Source organism: Roseibium sp. SCP14, from assembly GCF_040329475.1.
GTDB lineage: Bacteria > Pseudomonadota > Alphaproteobacteria > Rhizobiales > Stappiaceae > Roseibium.
Genome location: NZ_JBDZYH010000012.1, coordinates 95,053 through 113,716 on the forward strand (window position 1 = coordinate 95,053; position 18,664 = coordinate 113,716).

The following is an 18,664-nucleotide window of genomic DNA, read 5'->3' on the forward strand; positions in this document are numbered from 1 at the left end:
TCAGCTGGCACCCCGGCTTTCAGTTCGTAGAACGTCGAGAAAGAAATCCTGAGCGAACGGCACAATACCCGACATTGAATGGGAAATGCCCGGTGCCAGATCCAACCTGGTATCCATTCCGTGCTCGGAGAGTGACGCGATCAGGCTTTGGGCTCTCTCAATGCGATTGGAACCCGCGTCATTCGCGCCCTCCATGTAGTGTGGTCCTCCGGGTTTATGAGTAATTTCCCAGGTCTCCCGATCAGCATGACCGACAACACAGTGAGCCTTCACGTTCCCAAGAGCTGTGAAATTGATGTCCTTCCCGAATTTTTCACGAACGTCTCGAATGCCTACCCACCAGTCTTTGGTGTCGTCCAGTAGCGTGACCGATCCCGGAGCGCCAATTGAAACGGCTTTCAGTCTTTCGGGATGGAGGTAGAGAAATCGGTGGGTGAAATGCCCGCCTCCGGAAAAGCCGAACATCATGAATTTCGGAAATGCCCGCCTTAAGCGACGCTCGACCTCTTCTACCATCTCCAGCAAAACCAGATCGTATCGGATCTCGCCTTCCAAGAGGTATTTGTATCCATCTGCAGCATCGTCACCCCGAACACCTACGGGAAAGAGCGGCGCCAGGACGACACAGTTGTTGTACCTGCCAAACTCGGAAAATGCGTCACGGTAACTGGTTTGCTTGCGCAATGTTCCGTGGACCGAAACGATCAGGTTCGGTTGATCTTCCCGGGTTGCCATGTCTGGCGGAACATAAAGCCCGTAGGAAAAACGAGGGTCGGCCTTGCAGGCGTACAAAGTCGTTTTTCCGGTGTCATACAGCCCGGCACGGCGTTCGGTCGGATCTTCAGAGACAAATGGCAACATCAAATAACTCCATAGTTTCGCGATTAAATGCGCAGCAAATTTATGGAGTCAATATAAAAACATAAATTGGCGCCAATTTATTTTGCGATATTGGTGATATGTGAAGTTTATGAAATTGGTGGTATGAGAGATTTTGCAATCGATCCGCTGATGAACAAACGACGGTTCTGAAATGGCGAAACCTGATAAAGAACAAGAAGATAATCAATCACTGGCAGAGCGAATCGCCCTTGATATCAATATTGGTGTCCTGCGCCATGGAGAGTGGCTGAAGCAGTCTGACCTGGAGCGCCGTTACGGCTCCAACAGGTTTTCGCTGCGCCGCGCCCTGGATGAGTTAGCGACAAAACGGATAGTGGAGTATCGACCGAACCGGGGTTATCAGGTTTTCGAACCCGATCCGGAACAGAGGGCTGAAATCCGTGAAGTGCGCACGCTTCTGGAGTGTCACGCCGCGCCATCAATGGTTGAAAACGTATCGGATGAGGATTTGGCGGACCTCCAGAAACTCGCTGAGCGATTTCAGGAGGCCATATACAATGGAACAGTCCTTGAGCAGAACGAGGCCAACGTCGCTTTTCACATGGCTTTGCTGGAGCTTTGCAGCAACAAGGCGCTTGCAGAACTTATCAAGGAATATCGTCAAAGAGGTCCAGCGGCACTCGTTAGTCGTTGGCAAACATTTACGCAGCTGGAAAAGGCAAACAGGGACCATTTCCTGATGATTGAGGCGCTTAAGAATCGCGATGCATCCCGGTTACGCCTTATTATTGAAGCTCACATCAACCAGAACGAGGTTCCCGAGCAACCAAACTGAGAAACTTTAAGTTTGAACAAGTTTGTACCTCGTGGTGCCCGCCGACTGTGTGATCGGCCCGTCGATCTCGGGTTGTCCGAAATAGCTGGAGCTCGGACTTGATCTCAGAGCGGTCCGGCAGCTTCTGCCTATTCGTTTGACTGAATTTGTGTCAACGGCGATAGCGACGCGAAAGAACTCAGTCGACGGACGTTGCAAACGATGCGCTGGCGCGCCCGGTTTTCTTTCGTTCGGCTTCCAGATCGGCGATTTTCCGGTCGATTTCCGTGCGGTCCAGGAGACCGTGAATGTTCTCGCGGGTCGGCATCAGCTCGGCAAAATGCAGATAACGCTCCTGTGCGACGGCGTGCAAGCGGCGCAGCTCCGCGAGAGGGTCACCGTGATCATCGGCGCGGATGTCGAGCCAGGGGTGGTCCTGGTCGTGAACGATCTTGAGAGCCGCGGATTGGCGCCCGCGCTTGTCTCCTCCGGCAGCCTCTGCGGCTTCCATCGCGGCCAGGAGTCTCTCTTCAAAGGGCAAAGCCGTGTTCGCCTGGTAGGTCTCCATCGCAGCGTCCAGCACTTGCGGTCCGGCAAGCATGTTCCCTGCGACTGTGACGTGATCGCCGACAAGGTGTCCGCACCAGTCGATACATTTTTCACCGGTGAAGGCCGCGGCACGACCTTCGGCGTCAATGAGATGGATCTGGCGGGAGTGGCTTCCTTCGTCACGGGCAACGACGGTATCGATGACGTCTTGCGCAGACGTTCCAGTTCGAAGAAGGGCCAATCCGTCCGTTCCATAGATAGGGCTGACAAGCGCCTGTGTGGCGATCGCTCCGACACCGCCTGCTAGGTGCGGCACGACCGCACCGGCTGCAAAGAAACGGCTGGCCACGGCAACGCCATAGTGTCCCGACTCTTTGTCACGAGCGACAATTGAATATGTCATGTTGCGTCCCTTCGCTTATCTGCCTGCCGCGTAGGCCTGCATCAGTCGGGGAGTGGCACCTGCGCGAAGCAGTCCACCGGGATCTCGAGCTGCCACTGTCAACCTGCCGATCGTCCATTCATCAGCCACCTCAACCGAATGTCCCTGGTTTCTGAGGGTCGCAAGTGTGTCAACGCCGAAACTCTCTTCCGCCATGATGTGCCCAGGCTGTCTTTGCCGTGGGTGGAATGAAGCCGGAAAATGGGTTGTGTGGAAGAGCGGCATGTCGAGTGCTGCCTGAAGATTTCGTTCGTGATGCGCCAGGCGCAGGAACAGCGCCAGTTGCCACTGGTCCTGCTGATCGCCACCCGGGGTGCCGAAAGCAAGCGCGGTACCGTCCTCGTGAAACGCGATACTGGGCGTGAGCGTTGTGCGCGGGCGTTTTCCCGGAGCGAGAGAACCCGGCAGCCCATCCTGAAGCCAGAACATCTGGGCGCGGGAATTGAGCGCAAATCCGAGACCGGGAATGACCGGAGACGATTGCAGCCAGCCGCCGGACGGAGTTGCGGATACCATGTTGCCCCACCGGTCAATCACATCGATGTGGACGGTGTCGCCGCGCTTTTCCGACAAATGCGCCATTGTCGGTTCATAAACGCCTGTCTCAGAGATGCCGGTGCTCTCGATCACTGCCATCGTGCGTTCAATCTGGCTTTCGAAGCCGGGAATGATGCCCGGAAGCAGATCGGTGGATGCTGTCTCGCGGATGAGCGATCGCCGCTCCGCGTTGTAAGTTTCAGACAAAAGCACATTCAGGGGGACGTCGCAGAAATTGGGGTCACCGTAATAGGCCTCCCTGTCCGCATAGGCGAGTTTCATCGCCTCCGTCACAAGATGCACAAATTGAGGCCCGCACGGGTCAAGAGAATCCAGGTCGAAGCCGCGCAACAGGGAAAGCGACTGCAGCAGGACGGGGCCCTGACCCCAGGGACCGGTTTTCAGTATCGTCCAGCCGTTGTAGGCAGCGCTCACCGGGTCCTCGTAAGTGGCCGAATAGCTTGCCAGGTCATCAGAAGTGAGCACGCCCTTATGGCGGGATCCGGATCCGTCCAGAACCTCGGCAGTCTCCAGATATCTGCCGATCGCTTCGGCGATGAAGCCGCGATAAAAACAGTCTCGAGCCGCATTGATCTGTTCTTCCCGCCCGGTCGCAGCTTCGGCTTCCTGCAACAGCCTGGACCAGGTTTCGGCAAGGACGGGGTTCTTGAAACTCGAGTCTGCTGCCGGCACGGCGCCGCCTGGAACCCAGGTCTGATAGGAGGTCGGCCACTCTGTTTCGAAAAAGTCTTTCAGTCCGGCGATGGTCGCGCTGACCCTTGGCAGAAGGGGATGCCCCTGCTTCGCGTAGTGGATAGCCGGTTCCAGAACGGTTCTTAGGGGCAAGCTGCCATGATCGCGCAAAAGCAGCATCCAACCGTCAAAGGCACCTGGAATGACGGTCGCGAGCAAGCCGTTTCCTGGAATGAGATCCATGTTCTCGGACTTGTAGTGACTGATCGTGGCGGCCGCCGGGGCCGGACCTTGCGCGCACAAGACCTTGGTCTCGTTCTGGCTTGCGTTGTGCAGCAGGACTGGCAGGTCGCCTCCTGGCCCGTTTAGATGCGGTTCGACAACCTGAAGGACCAGGCCTGTGGCAACTGCAGCGTCGAACGCATTGCCACCAAATTCCAGCATGCGCATTCCCACTGCGGTGGCAATCCAGTGTGTCGACGTAACGACACCAAAGGTGCCTTTGATCTCGGGTCTGGTGGTAAAAACTGTCATTTGGAAATCCGGGTTTGAGCGTTTCCAGGGTTTTTATGTTTCTCGGGGATCGAGCGCATCTCGCAAGCCGTCGCCCAGAAGGTTGAAGCCAAGGACAACCAGAAAGATTGCAATGCCTGGCCACATTGCCATCCAGGGAGCCTGGGTCATGAAGTTCTTGGCAACGTTCAGCATTGATCCCCAACTGGGCGCAGGTGGCTGCTGGCCGAGCCCGAGAAACGACAGGCTGGCTTCAGCGATGATTGCCGTTGCGATGGTCAGGGTCGCCTGGACGAGAATTGGGGCGAACACATTCGGCAGGATGTAGCGCGCCAAAATGATCGGGGTGGACAGGCCGATCGCGTGGGCTCCTTCGACATAGTCTTCCGTTTTGACGGCCAGGACTTCGCCGCGGGTCAGACGGATGAATATGGGCATTGCCGACAGACCGATCGCAATCATCGCGTTGGTCAGGCTGGGACCCAGGAAGGCAGCAAGCGCGATTGCCAGAATAAGGAACGGCGTGGCCAGCAGAGCATCGGTCGCACGAGATATGATCTGGTCGATCCAACCGCCGAAATATCCCGATATCAGGCCGAACGGCACTCCGACGGAGACGGCGATCAGCACCGAAACAACGCCGGCCAGAAGCGATGCCTGTGCACCCCAGATCATCCGGGAGAGAATGTCACGACCGAGCTCGTCGGTCCCAAGCCAATGCGCTGCGGAAGGAGCCTTGCGTATGGCACCCCAATTGGTCGCGGTCGGATCGGCGATCGGCAGCAGCGGCGCAAGAATGGCGATCGCGATGAAAAACACGACCAGTAGAAAACCGACAAAAGCGCTCTTGTTGGCTTTGAGCTTCTTCCAGGCACGGCTTCCGGACCTCGGCTGCTCGTCAGCTCCGGAGACAGGGATATCGGCGGCGGCGGTCAAAGCGCAGTCCTCATGCGTGGATTAAGAAAGAAATAAAGGACATCGGCGACGAGGTTCATGAGAATGAAGCCGATGGCGGTGCACATGACCACACCCTGAACAACGGCGTAGTCCCGCGTGAAAACCGCATCGACGATCAACTTGCCGAAGCCGGGAATGGTGAAGATCTGTTCGGTGAGGACAGCGCCGGCGAGCAACTCTCCAAACAAGAGAGCGCTCACGGTGACGATCGGCAGCAGCGCATTCCGGAAAGCGTGTTTGAGCACCACAACCCGTTCCTGCAATCCTTTCGCCCTGGCGGTGCGGACATAGTCCGCTCTCAGAATTCCAAGCATCGCCGAGCGCGTGTGACGCATCAGCGTAGCTGCCAATGCGGTGCCGAGCACAAAGGCGGGCATGATCATTGTCTCAAGAGACCGGAGAGGATCGACGAATGGAGATTCATAGCCTGACGCCGGCAGCCAGCCGAGATGGACCGACACAAGCATGATCAACATGATGCCAAGCCAGAAATTCGGAATGGACAGGCCGGATAGTGCAACGATGTTGGCGATGTAATCGACGGCTGTGCCTTTTTTGACAGCGGACATGATGCCGGCTGGAATGCCGATGATCATCGCAATGACCATGGCCATGACAGCCAGTTGGATGGTCACAGGCAACTTGTCACCAATAAGTTCCAGAACGGGCTGATTGGTTCTAAGCGATATGCCGAAATGTCCCTGCAGCATGCCGCCAACCCAATAAAAATACTGCGTCAGAATTGGTTCGTTGAGGTGATATTTTTCCCGGATGAATGCCAATGTCTCAGGGTCGCGCTCCTCGCCCGCAAGAACCAGTGCCGGATCGCCGGGAAGAAGTTTCTGCAGGAAAAAGACGAATACCGAGACCAGGATGATGGTCGGTATGGCTATTGCGAGTCGTCTTGCGATGAAAGACAGCATCTTTGGGTTCCGCCGGTGGCGGACCCCGGCGAGAGTGCCGGGGCCCGTAATTTTCTGGACTTACTTGAACTTCACGTTTTCCAGACGGATCATGCCGTCGGGATAGGGCGTGAAGCCTTCGAGCTTGTCCGAAAGCGCCCAGATCCAGGTGACGTGATAGAGATAGATGAGCGGCATATCCGCGTTCAGGATGTCACGGGCTGCATCATATTTCGCCTTGCGGATTTCCAGATCCGTTGAGGTCCGGGCGGCGTCAAGCAATGCATCGATTTCCGGATTGCAATACTTGCTGTCATTGATGCCGCCCTCACAGGTGACGAACTGATGGATGTTGCCGTCCGGATCTACGCGTCCCGACCAACCGATCTGGCTGGCCTGATAGTTGCCTGCGGACTGGTCGGAGAGAAGGCTGGCAAACTCCATCGACTTCAGCTTGACGTTGAAGCCGGCTTCGGCTGCCATGGACTGAACAACCTGCATGAGCTGCGTTTGAACCGGGTTGTTGGCGACCTGCACTTCCACATCGAGGCTGTCAAAACCGGCCTCTTTCAAGAGTGCCTTCGCTTTTTCGACGTCTCTTGCCGGAACGGGATGGTCCTTGTCATACCAGGGGCTTGTCGGAGGATACGGCTGATTGCCGGGCGCAAATGCGCCTTCAAAGACAACCTGGTTGATCGCATCGCGGTCAAGGGCAAGGCTGAAAGCTTCCCTGATCTTGGCGTCCTGTCCGATGGGATTGTTGGCGCGATCCCCATTGCCGACATTGATGGTAATGCCCTGATAGCCAAGGCTCACGGCCTCTTCGTACTGAAGGGATCCATCGCCTTTGACCGAAGCTGCGTCCGTTGCCGCCAGACGCTCCAGCATATCGAGATCACCTGAACGCAGGTTCGCCAGCCGCACGGTCGTATCCGGAATGGGCAGGAAAGTGACCTTGTCGAAATTGATGGCGTCCGCGTTCCAGTAATCGCTGAATTTCTCCAGCACAATCCTGTCCTGCGCGACCCTTTCCGTAAATTTGAACGGACCGGAACAGATTGGTTTCGCTCCGAAGTCGACACCGGCGGCAGCTGCAGCGGTCGGCGAAAGCATCATTCCGGAGCGGTCGGCAAATTGAGCCAGCAGCGTTGCGTCCGGACCGTTCAGCTTGAACTGCACCTGATGAGGTCCGGTGACTTCAACGGACTGAATGGTTTTGACTTCACTTTTACGCCGGCTTTCCGGCAGGTTCTTGGAGCGGTCGATATTGGCTTTGACTGCCTCTGCATCAAACGGCGTGCCGTCATGAAAGGTGACGTCGTCCCGCAGATCCATCGTCAGGGTCAGGCCATCGCCGGACCATGACCAGCCAGTTGCAAGCTGAGGAATGATTTCCAGATCCGGTGTGATGTCGACAAGCTTGTCACACAAGGAAGCATAGACGATACGGCCGACAAACGTCCGCGACTGGTCCGGGTCGAGAACGTCCGGATCCTCCTGAAGGCCGATGCGAAGGTCAGCCGCCATTGCTGGTGTGATTACCGACGAAGCACTGAGAAGCAGCGCTGCTAGGAGAGATTTACGCATTATTGTCTTTCCTCTGGATGGTAGTGACACCGGGGGAGGAGGATGGGCCTTTCGACTTGTTTTTGCGGCTCCACTCCCGGTAAAGGGAAAAGCGTTTTTCAGTGGCCGCACTTCGGAGCGGCTCTTGTTTTTGTCGGGTCTCGTTTTCGGCGATCTTTTGCCAGTGGTGGCAGGCCACCTGATGCGTTCCATTCGTTGCTTCAAGCGCTGGGCGCTCGGTTCCGCAATGGTCATCTGCATGGCGGCAACGGGTATGGAACCGGCAGCCTGACGGCGGGTTCAGTGGCGAGGGAATGTCACCGGGAAGGTCCGCGTGCATCGAACGCATACCAGGGGAAGGCATGGGGATCGCGCGCATCAGCGCCTGGGTATAGGGATGCCGGGGTGCGCTGTAGACGGTTTCCGTATCGCCAATCTCGACAACCTCACCGAGATACATCACAGCGACGCGGTCACTCATGTGACGGATGACGGCAAGATCATGAGCGATCAGAATGAGCGTCAGATTGAACTCGGTTTTCAGGTCCTCCAACAGGTTGATCACCTGGGCCTGAACGGAAACGTCGAGCGCCGAGACCGGCTCGTCGGCAACGATCACGCTCGGATCGCTTGCCAGGGCACGGGCAATCCCGATGCGCTGCCGCTGACCACCGGAAAACTCGTGCGGATACCTGTCCGCCATGCTCGGGCGCAGGCCGACGCGTTGCAGCAGGCTTGCAACCTTCGCCCGCCGGATCGATTTGCTGTCGCTCGTGTGAACGCTCAAGGGTTCTTCGACGATGGCGCCGACGGTCATTCTTGGATTGAGAGATGAAAACGGATCCTGGAAGACGAATTGCAGATCCTTGCGCAAGCGGCGCATGTCGCGTGCGGGGAGGTGGGCTATGTCGCTGCCCTCGTAAAGAACCTGGCCTTTTGTCGGCTCGAGGAGGCGAACCAGGGTTCTGGCAAGCGTGGATTTTCCACATCCGCTTTCACCCACGATGGCAAGGGTCTCGCCACGCCGGACCGTCAGGTCGACGCCGTCGACGGCTCTGACAACTGTCTTTTGCTGGAAGAGACCTCCACCGCGGGTGAAGTTCTTTCCGACACCGCGTGCTTCCAGAATGGCGTCTTGCGTGAAGTGTTTCATACCGCTTCCGCCATGTGGTTTTCGAGCGGCGCGAGGTGGCAGGCCGCCAGATGCGTGTCCGACATTGGTGTCAGTGCGGGAGCCTGAGCCTCACAGGTATCGGTCGCGAACGGACAGCGTGGCGCGAAACGGCAACCGGAAGGCATCGTGTCGATTGTCGGAACCATGCCGGAGATTGTCGTCAGACGGCTCTGCCTCTGTCCGAGGGAGGGCAGGGAACTCATCAGGCCGATGGTGTAGGGATGCTGCGGGTCATCGAAGATGGCCTGAACCGGTCCCTGTTCGACGATCTTTCCGGCATACATCACCGCCACCTGATCGGCGATTTCGGCGACCACGCCAAGATCATGGGTGATCATGATCAGGGCTGTTCCCGTTTCCTCCTGAAGAGTTCGCATGAGGTCGAGGATCTGGGCCTGAATGGTTACGTCGAGGGCAGTCGTCGGTTCGTCCGCGATCAGAAGGTCCGGGTCATTGGCGAGTGCCATCGCGATCATGACCCTCTGGCGCATTCCACCGGAAAGCTGGTGCGGATAATCATCGAGCCGTTCAGCCGCAGCGGGTATTTTCACCCGGTCCAGCATTTCCAGAGCTCTACGGCGGGCATCCGAGGGGGTGATCGCCCGGTGGCGCAGCACGCCTTCCGCGATCTGGTCTCCGATGCGAAAGGCCGGGTTCAGCGACGTCATCGGTTCCTGAAAGATCATCGCCATGCGATCGCCGCGTAGATCCGCGCGGGTTTTCGCAGGAAGAGTCAACAAATCTCTTTGATCGAAGGAAATACGACCTGCCGCAATCTGGGCGGGCGGCATAGGCAACAGGCCCATCAGCGCCAATGCGGAAATGGATTTACCACAACCGCTCTCGCCGACGATGCACAGCGTTTCGCCCCGGTCGACACCAAATGAGATTCCATCGACCGTGTTGGCCGGTGCGTTCTTGAAGCGGATTGAAAGATCCTCGACGGTCAGCAGCGGCGAGCCGTCAGTTACGTTCGAACGCTTGTTCGGGCCCTCAACCATTTTCGATGCTTTCCGAGGTCTGGAAGAGCAGCCGTTCCTGGAGTGTCAACAAATGCTGACGCATCAGGCGTTCTGCGGAAACCGGGTCGTGACGTTCGATGGCATCCACGATGTCGGTATGTTGAGCCTTGTACTGCGAGACTGTTTCGCGGGTCCGCAAGGCTTCGCGAACGTGACGCCAGCTTTCGTTCTGCCGCATGCGGTCGACGACGTCGAAAAGCGCCAGAAACAACGTATTGCCGGCTGCCTTGGCGATTGCTCGGTGGAGAGCGCCGTCCCACAATTCGCGGCCGTCCATATCGTCGGCTTCGCCGACCTTGTCCGCCAGGTGCCGCATCTGGACGATGTCCTGCGGGGTGGCACGAATGGCCGCCAGTTGAGCCAGAGCCGGTTCAAGGCGCAGGCGCACTTCCATGACTTCAAGCATGTTGCTCATTTCAGGAAGCTTGCTGAGTTGCTGCTCCCCCTCGCTCGGCCTGGAGCCGATGAAGGTTCCCGCGCCCTGACGTCGCCAGATGAAGCCCTCCGTTTCAAGGACCTCCAGCGCCCTGCGAACAGCCCGGCGACCGACACCAATTTGCTCGGAAAGGTCCCGTTCCGTCGGGAGCTGCCGAACTCCGTCCAAAACCAGCTGATCAACGAGTATACGCAAGCGTTCCAGGGCGAGGCTGGAGTTGCGTCGTGTTGGACGGTCTTCTGTCATAGCGGGATCTTTTTATGAAACCAATCTAGAATGGTTACATCATTTGTCCCTTTTCGGATTTTTGCAACAACTTCGACTGCAAATTTTCGAGATGAGGTCTTCGCTCCAGCCAGAATCTATCGTTTCTCATTGATTTAATGAGTTTTTTAAGAATGATCTTTTTTGACCGATGGTGACCGTTGAGCTTGCGATTTAACCAAATTCGATGTTGCGGATGATCGAATAGTCACGCTGGTGGGATTGGTTACACTTCGTCTGCCGCAAGCTGACAGGCGGCTTTTAGGTGGGAACACGAAACCCGGCAAAAGATGCGACCGGGAAAAAATCTCTCTGAAAGTCGACAGTCTCAGCGCAGTCTCCGACAAACGAAGTGCATGCGGGGCGGCAAATCCAATGCATTTTTGCTCTGCGCTAGGACGGCTTCACCTTGCATTCGTTGAAAAGTCTCAAAGTACAGGTTGCGCAAACATCTGCCTCCGCACGGTTCACCGCAGCGGCGACAGCTTCCCCTTTGTGCGGAAAGATGTTGCCATTACCCAATTCCTCCAGAACGTGAAAACGCTCAAGCAGCCGGATAACCTGGGGATTGGCAACCAGGAGAAACGTATCCTTGCCTTGCGCCCGCGACTTGCGGATTTCCTTCATCAGAAAGGCGGCGCCTGAAAGATCGATCCTGCCGACGCCGACAATGTTGATCATCCGGATGCGATGTTTGCCGCCGAGAGGTTCAAGCCGTTGAAATTCGGCGGAGACATGTTCGACCGAGGCAAAAAACAGCGGGCCGTCCAGGCGCATTGCCACAATCTGCGGGCATTGCGCCAGGCCATAGGCTTCGGCATTCATGAAGACCCGCCGCCCGTCGACGGTTGTCGGCGCGCCTACGGAGACGATGGGATTGGCGCTCTTGTGCAGGAAAACGGAAAGGGAAACCAGCACGCCAACCAGGATCGCAAAATCAAGGTCGGTCAGGATGCCGGTGGCAAAGGTCGACCCCAAAATCAGCGTCTCGCTGCGGCTGTCGCGGATGATGTGACGAATTTCGGCGAAATCGATCAGTTTCCAGGCGACATAGATGATAATGGCAGCCATGGCGGGAACCGGTACCAGATGCACAAACGGGGCAACGGCAATCAGCAGGCACGCAAGAAAGCCAGCAGCAAATACCGATGACAGCGGCGTCCTGGCGCCACTGTCTGCATTCAGTCCGGAGCGGGTAAACGACCCGGAGCCGGCGTAGGACTGAAAGAAACTTCCGACAAGATTGCCGAGGCCCTGGCCCATGATCTCCTGGTTGGAGCTGTAGTGTTCGTCCCGCCGCAGGGCAAATCCCTTGCCGATCGAAATGGCCTCGAGCAAACCGACGAAGGCGACTGTCGCGGCGCTTGGCAACAGCTCCCTCAGGCGTGCCGGGTCCAGGTTCGGCAGATGGAAAGTCGGCAGCACCGCAGTTAATGGCTGAAACATGTGAACGCCATGGTCCGGAGCGCCCAGAAAATATCCGGCGATGGAGCCGGCAAGCAGTGCGATGATATAGGCAGGAAGGCGTTTGTTGATCCTGGTGACTGTTAGCAGGCTCGCCAGCGTGATCAGCGAGATCGATATCGCGGTCACATTCGCCCCTTCGGCTGCGGTCCAGACATTGTGCAGCCGTTCCAGAACGCCTCCGCCGCGCTCGGTTTCGATCCCAAGCGTGCCGCCAAGCTGGGAGGCGCCGATCAGTAGGGCGGCGGCGGCGGTGAAGCCGGTGATTACGGAGTGAGATATGAAGGAAATCAACCCCCCAAGTCTCAGGAGGCCTGCGGAGAACTGCAGAACGCCGACAAGAAAGGTCAGCGTGATCGCAAGACTGGCGTAAAGCGCAGTTGCCGGTGTTGCGATTTCCGAAAGTGTTGCAAACAGGATCGCCGAAATTGCGGTTGTCGGTCCCGACACCATGACCATGGACGATCCCCACAGACCAGCAACCACCGTAACAACCATCGCGGTGAACAAGCCGTATTCCGGAGGCAGCCCGGCGATAATGGCAAAGGCCACGCCCTGTGGCAGAACAATTGCAGCGTTTGTCAGGCCAGCCATCGCGTCGGCCTTGACCGTCTTGCGGGTGATCAGGCCAAACCAGGGGCGGACTGGAGACAGGTTTTCCGCCAGGTTTTGTGTCATCTGGAGCATGAGAGCCGTGTTCTTTTGAGGTCAGGCAGCGGAAAGGTCCGCCAGGACACGTTCTGCAAGCCGGACCCAGTAACTGATCCCGGCGGGTATGATGTCGTCGTTGAAGTCATAGGCAGGGTGGTGGAGATTGGCGCTTTCTCCATTGCCGATGAAAATCATGGCGCCCGGACGCGCGTTCAGCATGAAAGCGAAATCCTCTGATGCCATTAAGGGCGCAATGCCCGTAGCGACCTGCTCGTCACCTGATACGGTCCGTGCTGTTTCGATGGCGAGTTCGGTTTCAACAAGATGATTGATCGTTGGCGGATAGTTGCGCATGAACTCGAGATCGGCCTGTACGTCATGGGCCTGTGCCAGGCCACCTATGATTTCGGTCAGTCGTCGCTCTGCCAGATCGGTCGTGTCGGAGGAAAGCGTACGGACTGTTCCGGCAAATTCAGCCGTCCCCGGGATGACCGAGATGCCTTCGCCGCCGCCGATTTTGCCCACCGAGACCACAAGCGGTTCCAGCGGGTCAACATTGCGGGAAACGATGGTCTGCATCTCCAGAACCATTGCGCAGATTGCGACAATGGGGTCCTTGGTCGTGTGAGGCAGGGCACCGTGTCCACCTTTGCCGGTCACTTTCAGCTTCAGCCTGGAGGCAGAGGCCATTATCGGGCCAGGCTTTATCGCAAAGTGCCCGACCGAAATCCCGGGCATGTTGTGCATGGCAAAGACACGGTCGACACCGAAACGTTCCATGAGACCGTCTTCGACCATTTCACGGCCGCCGCCCGCACCTTCTTCGGCGGGTTGAAATATCAGGACAACTTTGCCTGAGAAACGCCGTTCCTCGGCAAGTATTCTGGCTGCCCCCAGGAGCATTGCCGTGTGGCCATCATGCCCGCAGGCATGCATGCATCCCGGAAAGTTCGATGCCCAGTCTGCTCCCGTCTCTTCATGTATCGGCAAGGCGTCCATGTCGGCCCGCAGACCGACGACAGATCCCGTGCTATCACCTTGCCCGTGAATGACGCCGACGACGCCGGTCCTGCCAATTCCCGTCACCACCTCATCGCATCCGAACGACCTCAGTTTCTCGGATACGAAATCTGCCGTGTTGTGGACGTTGAAACCAAGTTCCGGGTAGCGGTGAAGCTGACGCCGCCATTGTCGAACCTTGTCGTGGAGTTCTCTGGCTCTCTCAAGCATTTTTGGTTTTCACCCTAGTCCTTGCGGTCCTTCCGGGACTGCCACGCCTGCAGGTCCTCTTCGCTCCAGAAACCCAGATAGACGCCGAAATCCGCATCGTCCCGGCAAAGCACCGTGTCGATCTCTTCGTCGGAAATCGCGACCCGATTGTGTTGCCGGCGGGCCCAGGCGAACATCAATTCCTTGAGGCGTTCGATCTCATCGGCGTGTGCCTCTGAAGCGCCGATATCTGTCAGTTCCTTCGGGTCGCTCAACAGGTCGTACAGCATCGGACGATGCCCCTCGACCCAGATGAATTTCCAGCGACCGTCGAAGATCATGGTCAGATTGCAATTCTTGGTATCCGGGCTCAGGTGACGCAGATGCGGCCGGGCCGAGTAATCGTATTCGGACACGACAAAGGTACGTTCGGGAACGGATTTTCCGTGCAAGGCAGGCAGAAGCGACCTGCCTTCGAGTACGTGATCGGGTACCTGACCGCCGAAAAACTCGACGAATGTCGGTGCTAGGTCGATTGCTTCGATCAGGCCCGTATTGACTTGTCCGCGAGTGGTGTCGGCTTCGGGAGACGGGTCGACGACAATCATCGGAATGCGTGATGATGCATCGTGGAAGAGTTCCTTTTCTCCAAGCCAGTGGTCACCCAGATAGTCGCCGTGATCGGAAGTGAAAACGATCAGCGTTTCCTTCGCCTGACCGCTTTTTTCCAGGTAGTCTACGAGCCGTCCGATCTGGTCATCGATCTGAGTGATCAGGCCCATATAGGCCGGAATGACGGTTTCACGGACGTCATCACGGCTGAACGCGTGGCTATAGCGGTGGTTGAAGTAACCGGCCAGCAGCGGGTGAGGATCAATGCGTTCTGCTTGGCTTCTGTTCACGGGCAGAATATCGTCCGGCCCGTACATATCGTGATAAGGCGGCGGTACGATATAGGGCCAGTGAGGCTTGATGAAACTGAGGTGGAGGCACCAGTTTTCGTCCCTGGCGGTCTCCATGAACTCGATGGCCCTGGTCGTCGTGTAGGGCGATTCAGAATCTTCTTCGGCAACGGCGGCTGGTTCCGATGCGTGCTTCAAAAGCCAGCCGGACAGGATTTCACCGTCGTTGCCCCGGCCCGAATTGGCCCACTGGTGCCATGGGTTCGGTCCGTCGTAACCCAGGGCGCTCAGATGCTTGTTGTAATGGCTGGGTTGTTTTTTGGCGCCGTCGGGTACGACGCCATCATTGCGGTCCCAGACTTCAAATCCGCATTCCGCAACCAGGGCGCCAATGCCTGTGGAAGCATCGATACCAAGGCGTGCCATGCCTTCCGCATCGGCGGTCATATGGGTCTTGCCGCAAAGAACCGTGCGTACACCAAGAGGACGGAGATGGTCGCCAAGCGTCATCTCGCCGACCCGTAACGGGTGCTCGTTCCACAGCGAACCGTGGCTGCGGACATAGCGTCCGGTGTAGAAACTCATCCGGCTCGGGCCGCAGATCGGAGACTGGACATAAGTCCGGTCGAAGCGGACGCCGCGCGCGGCAAGCGCATCTATGTTCGGTGTGCGGATGCTGGGATGGCCGCTGCATCCCAGGTAGTCGAACCGCAATTGGTCGCACATTATGAAAAGAACTTTTCTGGGCATTATTTTCTCTTAGTGGGACATCAAAATCGGAACGCGAAGCGATTGCATCATTTCATGCGTGACGCCGCCAACGAGATCCTCAGACCATCTGGAATGCTCATAGGCTCCCATCACGATAGGGGAGGCGCCTTCCTCCTGGCAAAGCTTCACCAGCGTGGCAGCGGTCGAGCCGATCGGGTCAATGGTCCGGTATTCGATATTGATGTCGTGCCGGCTGAGGATGCGGGTCAGATTCTCAGCGCTCATCAATTCGTCTTTTCTGCCACCCTGACTTACCGTCGCGACGATTACGCGATTGCGGTTCCGCAGGATCGGCATGGCATCGAAAAACGCCCGTGCCGCTCGGCGACCTCCATCCCAGGCGACAATTGCGGTGTCCGCACTTAGCTTGGTCATGTCCAGAGCGCGGGGGATGAGCAATGTCGGACGTCCGCTGGCATAGGCGATGCGGTCCGGATGAAGCACCAGTTCGTCCGCGCCGAGCAGATTTTCGTACTGTCCGACAACTGTCAGGTCATAGAGCCTTGCGTATTTCGCGACGGCCTGGTCGGGTTCGTCGCGCACATCCAGCCAATGCAACCGGTCAGCCGGAAGGCGCCCGCGTGTGGCTTCATGAAACGAGTCCGTCAGCTCCGCAATACGCTCTTCCATGATGTCGGTCAGGGAGGATTTGAGTGACTTGGTGAGCCAGTTGGGAATTCGCTGAGTAAACTGAGACGCGCCATGGGCCAGGATGCCTGTCAGGTGTGCGTCGTGCAGCTTGGCAAGCCACACCGCAAATTCCAGCGCCGACTGGGATCCCTGTCCTCCGTTATATGCGATCAGGACGTTTCTGAACGGCACTTTGCTCCCTCCCGTGTTTGCATTTCAAGTGACCCGGATCGCCGCAGTGTCTGTCGAATTCCGGTGGCCTTGCTCATTAAATATATGACTGATCATAAATTTGTATTGCATGCAAAACAAGGTTTGATTTATAAAACGAGCGGGAGGTGCTCGAGATGCGGGCAAGAAAACGCTTGAAAGGGATGGATCTGAGTGAGGTTCCAAGGGGTGTAAGCCTCTTGGCTGTTGCGGTTTTCCGTCTGACCCGTGCGTTGAAATCGCACGTCACCAGAGCTGTTTCTCACGATGGAGCCCTGGGACTCGTCGGATGGCGAGTGCTGATGGGATTGTCGCTGGTCGAGGGAGCTACGCAGCGCGAACTGGTGGACTTCACCAGAGCAGAACAGGCTCAGGTCAGCCGGGTTCTCAAGGAGATGACCTATCAGGGTTTGATCGATGTGCAGCCGTCCGAACTGGACGGCCGGACGCGCATCTTCCGTTTGACGGAAAAGGGGCGGCAAAAGCACGCGGCGTTACTGCCCAAGGTGACCAGGCTGACCGAGACAATCGACGCTGCGTTGTCTCCGGATGAACAGCTGCTGTTTCTGGACATGTGCGCCCGGATCGAAAGGGCGGCTCAACTTGGTGGCGAAAGTGGGCCGGAAGGGAAAAGTACCGGCCGAAAATCCGAACGAAAAACTGTTTCTGAGGAGGAGTTAACATGAAACTCAAGTCAATGATTGCCGGCGCCGTCGCCGGCGCCTTCATCGCGCTTGGAAGTGCAGCGCAGGCCAGTGACTGGAAGCCGAGCGGTACGCTGAAGCTTCAGATCGGTTTCGGCGCAGGTGGTGCGACCGACACGATGGGCCGGGTGATTGCCAAAGTGATGAAAGAGCAGACCGGCTGGAACATCATCGCGGAAAACAAGACCGGCGGCGGCGGTGTCGCCATGTTCACCGGCATTTCCAAGATGCCGCCGAAAGGCAACGTCATCGGCATGGGCGTGAACATGCCGATCATCGTCAATCTGGTGAACAGGGGCGACCAACTCCCTTTCAACCTGGACAGCTTTGATTATCTCGGCACTGTTGCGCAGGCACAGCTGGCATTGGTCGCGCTTGCGGACGCTCCGTTTGACACGTTGCCGGAGATGATCGAATACGCCAAGGCCAACGAAGGCATGCCGGTCGCATTCGATGCTCCGCCACAGAAGCTGATGATGGAATTCGTGGACGGACAGGCAGAGGCGGGGTTCCGGCTTGTTTCGACAAAAGGGGCTGCCGAGTCGGAAAAACTGATCCTCGGCGGACAGGTGCTGGCCGGATTCTCAGCCGGGTCTCACAAGAAGTATCTTGAATCCGGTGACATGAAGATGATCGCCAGCGCCAATGAAGGGCGGCACAATTATGCGCCTGACGTGGAGACCTTCCGCGAAGCGGGTTACGACATCTACGTCGATCCCTATTTCTTCTTTGCCACCGGTGCGGGAACGGAACCTGAAGCACGGGAAGCACTGGTCAGTGCCCTGGCGAACGCAATCGCCTCGGAAGAGGTTGCGGAAGTCGTCCGGAATGTCGTGACGTCCAACCCGGTTAATCTGGGGCCGGATGCGACCAAGAAGATGATGGAATACGGCGTTCTCAACGGCAAGGTTCTGTTTGGCAAGTGACGCGATTTGCCCGCCGGCAGACTTGCCGGCGGGTCCTTGATCAAGGGAGGGACAGATCATGGCACGCAACGTCGACCGGGCGACCGGCGCATTTTTCCTGGTATTCGGGCTCCTGCTCTATTTCGTGATCATTCCCGTCCACGTTGAATTTATCGAGGGCGGCTGGATCCTTCCGGAAACGATCCCCAATGCGGTTGCCATCGTCCTGGGTATTTGCGGGGCGCTGTTGATGGGCAAGCCGACAATCCAGCGGGTGCAGAGTTCGACCGAGTTTCTGAACGCCTGTCTCTATTTCGGGCTTCTCGCCGTCGGGCTTTTCCTTATGTCCCATGTCGGCTTCGTCTACGCGGCTCCCTTGATCGCGCTTGTGCTGATGCTTCTCATCGGCGAGCGGCGGCCTCTCTGGATCGGGATGGGCGTTGTTGTTGTTCCAGCCGTGATCTGGGTGATGGTCGTCCAGGTGCTTGACCGTCCGCTGCCCTAAA

Annotated in this window: 17 protein-coding genes; 4 read left to right on the top strand and 13 right to left on the bottom strand. The window is 57.4% G+C overall.

Going from position 1 to position 18,664, the window contains the following annotated elements; translation table 11 throughout:
• Complete coding sequence (locus ABLQ08_RS29885; protein WP_352950167.1) at positions 1–861, bottom strand: alpha/beta hydrolase; 861 nt, start codon at positions 859–861, stop codon at positions 1–3.
• Between the two features lie 172 nt (positions 862–1,033).
• On the opposite strand from ABLQ08_RS29885, the gene ABLQ08_RS29890 reads away from it, so the two are divergent.
• A complete protein-coding gene (locus tag ABLQ08_RS29890; RefSeq protein WP_352950169.1) occupies positions 1,034–1,678 on the top strand; it encodes a GntR family transcriptional regulator in 645 nt (214 codons plus the stop codon).
• Positions 1,679–1,856: 178 nt separating this feature from the next.
• Here ABLQ08_RS29890 and ABLQ08_RS29895 read toward each other — a convergent pair whose 3' ends face one another.
• From ABLQ08_RS29895 to ABLQ08_RS29950, 12 genes are all read right to left on the bottom strand, one after another.
• Positions 1,857–2,609 (bottom strand): DUF1028 domain-containing protein, encoded by a 753-nt coding sequence (locus ABLQ08_RS29895; RefSeq protein ID WP_352950171.1) that lies wholly within the window; start codon positions 2,607–2,609, stop codon positions 1,857–1,859.
• Positions 2,610–2,624: 15 nt separating this feature from the next.
• A complete protein-coding gene (locus tag ABLQ08_RS29900) occupies positions 2,625–4,412 on the bottom strand; it encodes a gamma-glutamyltransferase family protein (protein ID WP_352950172.1) in 1,788 nt (595 codons plus the stop codon).
• 33 nt (positions 4,413–4,445) lie between these two features.
• A complete protein-coding gene (locus ABLQ08_RS29905) occupies positions 4,446–5,309 on the bottom strand; it encodes an ABC transporter permease (RefSeq protein ID WP_352950298.1) in 864 nt (287 codons plus the stop codon).
• A gap of 14 nt (positions 5,310–5,323) precedes the next feature.
• Positions 5,324–6,271 (bottom strand): ABC transporter permease, encoded by a 948-nt coding sequence (locus ABLQ08_RS29910; RefSeq protein ID WP_352950174.1) that lies wholly within the window; start codon positions 6,269–6,271, stop codon positions 5,324–5,326.
• A 60-nt stretch (positions 6,272–6,331) separates the two neighbouring features.
• Entirely contained in the window at positions 6,332–7,837 is a 1,506-nt protein-coding gene (locus ABLQ08_RS29915) for an ABC transporter substrate-binding protein (RefSeq protein ID WP_352950176.1), read from the bottom strand.
• The gene (locus ABLQ08_RS29920) at positions 7,830–8,969 is read right to left on the bottom strand and encodes an ABC transporter ATP-binding protein (RefSeq protein ID WP_352950178.1); all 1,140 of its coding nucleotides are present in this window, start codon (positions 8,967–8,969) and stop codon (positions 7,830–7,832) included. Before ABLQ08_RS29920 ends, ABLQ08_RS29915 begins: the two co-directional genes overlap by 8 nt.
• A complete protein-coding gene (locus ABLQ08_RS29925) occupies positions 8,966–9,991 on the bottom strand; it encodes an ABC transporter ATP-binding protein (RefSeq protein ID WP_352950180.1) in 1,026 nt (341 codons plus the stop codon). The genes ABLQ08_RS29920 and ABLQ08_RS29925 overlap by 4 nt, the downstream gene beginning before the upstream one ends.
• The gene (locus ABLQ08_RS29930; RefSeq protein ID WP_352950182.1) at positions 9,984–10,694 is read right to left on the bottom strand and encodes a FadR/GntR family transcriptional regulator; all 711 of its coding nucleotides are present in this window, start codon (positions 10,692–10,694) and stop codon (positions 9,984–9,986) included. The genes ABLQ08_RS29925 and ABLQ08_RS29930 overlap by 8 nt, the downstream gene beginning before the upstream one ends.
• A gap of 411 nt (positions 10,695–11,105) precedes the next feature.
• Positions 11,106–12,863 (bottom strand): SulP family inorganic anion transporter, encoded by a 1,758-nt coding sequence (locus tag ABLQ08_RS29935; RefSeq protein ID WP_352950184.1) that lies wholly within the window; start codon positions 12,861–12,863, stop codon positions 11,106–11,108.
• A gap of 21 nt (positions 12,864–12,884) precedes the next feature.
• The gene (locus ABLQ08_RS29940; RefSeq protein WP_352950186.1) at positions 12,885–14,057 is read right to left on the bottom strand and encodes a M20 aminoacylase family protein; all 1,173 of its coding nucleotides are present in this window, start codon (positions 14,055–14,057) and stop codon (positions 12,885–12,887) included.
• 14 nt (positions 14,058–14,071) lie between these two features.
• Positions 14,072–15,688, bottom strand: coding sequence for a sulfatase-like hydrolase/transferase (locus tag ABLQ08_RS29945; RefSeq protein ID WP_352950188.1), 1,617 nt, complete (start codon positions 15,686–15,688; stop codon positions 14,072–14,074).
• Positions 15,689–15,697: 9 nt separating this feature from the next.
• A complete protein-coding gene (locus tag ABLQ08_RS29950) occupies positions 15,698–16,531 on the bottom strand; it encodes a universal stress protein (protein WP_352950190.1) in 834 nt (277 codons plus the stop codon).
• A 155-nt stretch (positions 16,532–16,686) separates the two neighbouring features.
• Here ABLQ08_RS29950 and ABLQ08_RS29955 point away from each other — a divergent pair, with 155 nt between their 5' ends.
• The 3 genes from ABLQ08_RS29955 to ABLQ08_RS29965 are packed head-to-tail and all read left to right on the top strand — an operon-like array spanning position 16,687 to position 18,663.
• Positions 16,687–17,235 (top strand): MarR family winged helix-turn-helix transcriptional regulator, encoded by a 549-nt coding sequence (locus ABLQ08_RS29955; RefSeq protein WP_352950192.1) that lies wholly within the window; start codon positions 16,687–16,689, stop codon positions 17,233–17,235.
• Positions 17,232–18,179, top strand: a complete 948-nt coding sequence (locus ABLQ08_RS29960; RefSeq protein ID WP_352950194.1) for a tripartite tricarboxylate transporter substrate binding protein — start codon at positions 17,232–17,234, stop codon at positions 18,177–18,179. The genes ABLQ08_RS29955 and ABLQ08_RS29960 overlap by 4 nt, the downstream gene beginning before the upstream one ends.
• A 58-nt stretch (positions 18,180–18,237) precedes the next feature.
• Entirely contained in the window at positions 18,238–18,663 is a 426-nt protein-coding gene (locus ABLQ08_RS29965; RefSeq protein ID WP_352950196.1) for a tripartite tricarboxylate transporter TctB family protein, read from the top strand.
• Position 18,664 lies beyond the last annotated feature (1 nt).

Bases quoted from the DNA above. Each gene is read 5' to 3' on its own strand.
- ABLQ08_RS29885 (WP_352950167.1), bottom strand. From the start codon at position 861: ATGTTGCCATTTGTCTCTGAAGATCCGACCGAACGCCGTGCCGGGCTG.
- ABLQ08_RS29890 (WP_352950169.1), top strand. From the start codon at position 1,034: ATGGCGAAACCTGATAAAGAACAAGAAGATAATCAATCACTGGCAGAG.
- ABLQ08_RS29895 (WP_352950171.1), bottom strand. From the start codon at position 2,609: ATGACATATTCAATTGTCGCTCGTGACAAAGAGTCGGGACACTATGGC.
- ABLQ08_RS29900 (WP_352950172.1), bottom strand. From the start codon at position 4,412: ATGACAGTTTTTACCACCAGACCCGAGATCAAAGGCACCTTTGGTGTC.
- ABLQ08_RS29910 (WP_352950174.1), bottom strand. From the start codon at position 6,271: ATGCTGTCTTTCATCGCAAGACGACTCGCAATAGCCATACCGACCATC.
- ABLQ08_RS29915 (WP_352950176.1), bottom strand. From the start codon at position 7,837: ATGCGTAAATCTCTCCTAGCAGCGCTGCTTCTCAGTGCTTCGTCGGTA.
- ABLQ08_RS29920 (WP_352950178.1), bottom strand. From the start codon at position 8,969: ATGAAACACTTCACGCAAGACGCCATTCTGGAAGCACGCGGTGTCGGA.
- ABLQ08_RS29925 (WP_352950180.1), bottom strand. From the start codon at position 9,991: ATGGTTGAGGGCCCGAACAAGCGTTCGAACGTAACTGACGGCTCGCCG.
- ABLQ08_RS29930 (WP_352950182.1), bottom strand. From the start codon at position 10,694: ATGACAGAAGACCGTCCAACACGACGCAACTCCAGCCTCGCCCTGGAA.
- ABLQ08_RS29935 (WP_352950184.1), bottom strand. From the start codon at position 12,863: ATGCTCCAGATGACACAAAACCTGGCGGAAAACCTGTCTCCAGTCCGC.
- ABLQ08_RS29940 (WP_352950186.1), bottom strand. From the start codon at position 14,057: ATGCTTGAGAGAGCCAGAGAACTCCACGACAAGGTTCGACAATGGCGG.
- ABLQ08_RS29945 (WP_352950188.1), bottom strand. From the start codon at position 15,688: ATGCCCAGAAAAGTTCTTTTCATAATGTGCGACCAATTGCGGTTCGAC.
- ABLQ08_RS29955 (WP_352950192.1), top strand. From the start codon at position 16,687: ATGCGGGCAAGAAAACGCTTGAAAGGGATGGATCTGAGTGAGGTTCCA.
- ABLQ08_RS29960 (WP_352950194.1), top strand. From the start codon at position 17,232: ATGAAACTCAAGTCAATGATTGCCGGCGCCGTCGCCGGCGCCTTCATC.
- ABLQ08_RS29965 (WP_352950196.1), top strand. From the start codon at position 18,238: ATGGCACGCAACGTCGACCGGGCGACCGGCGCATTTTTCCTGGTATTC.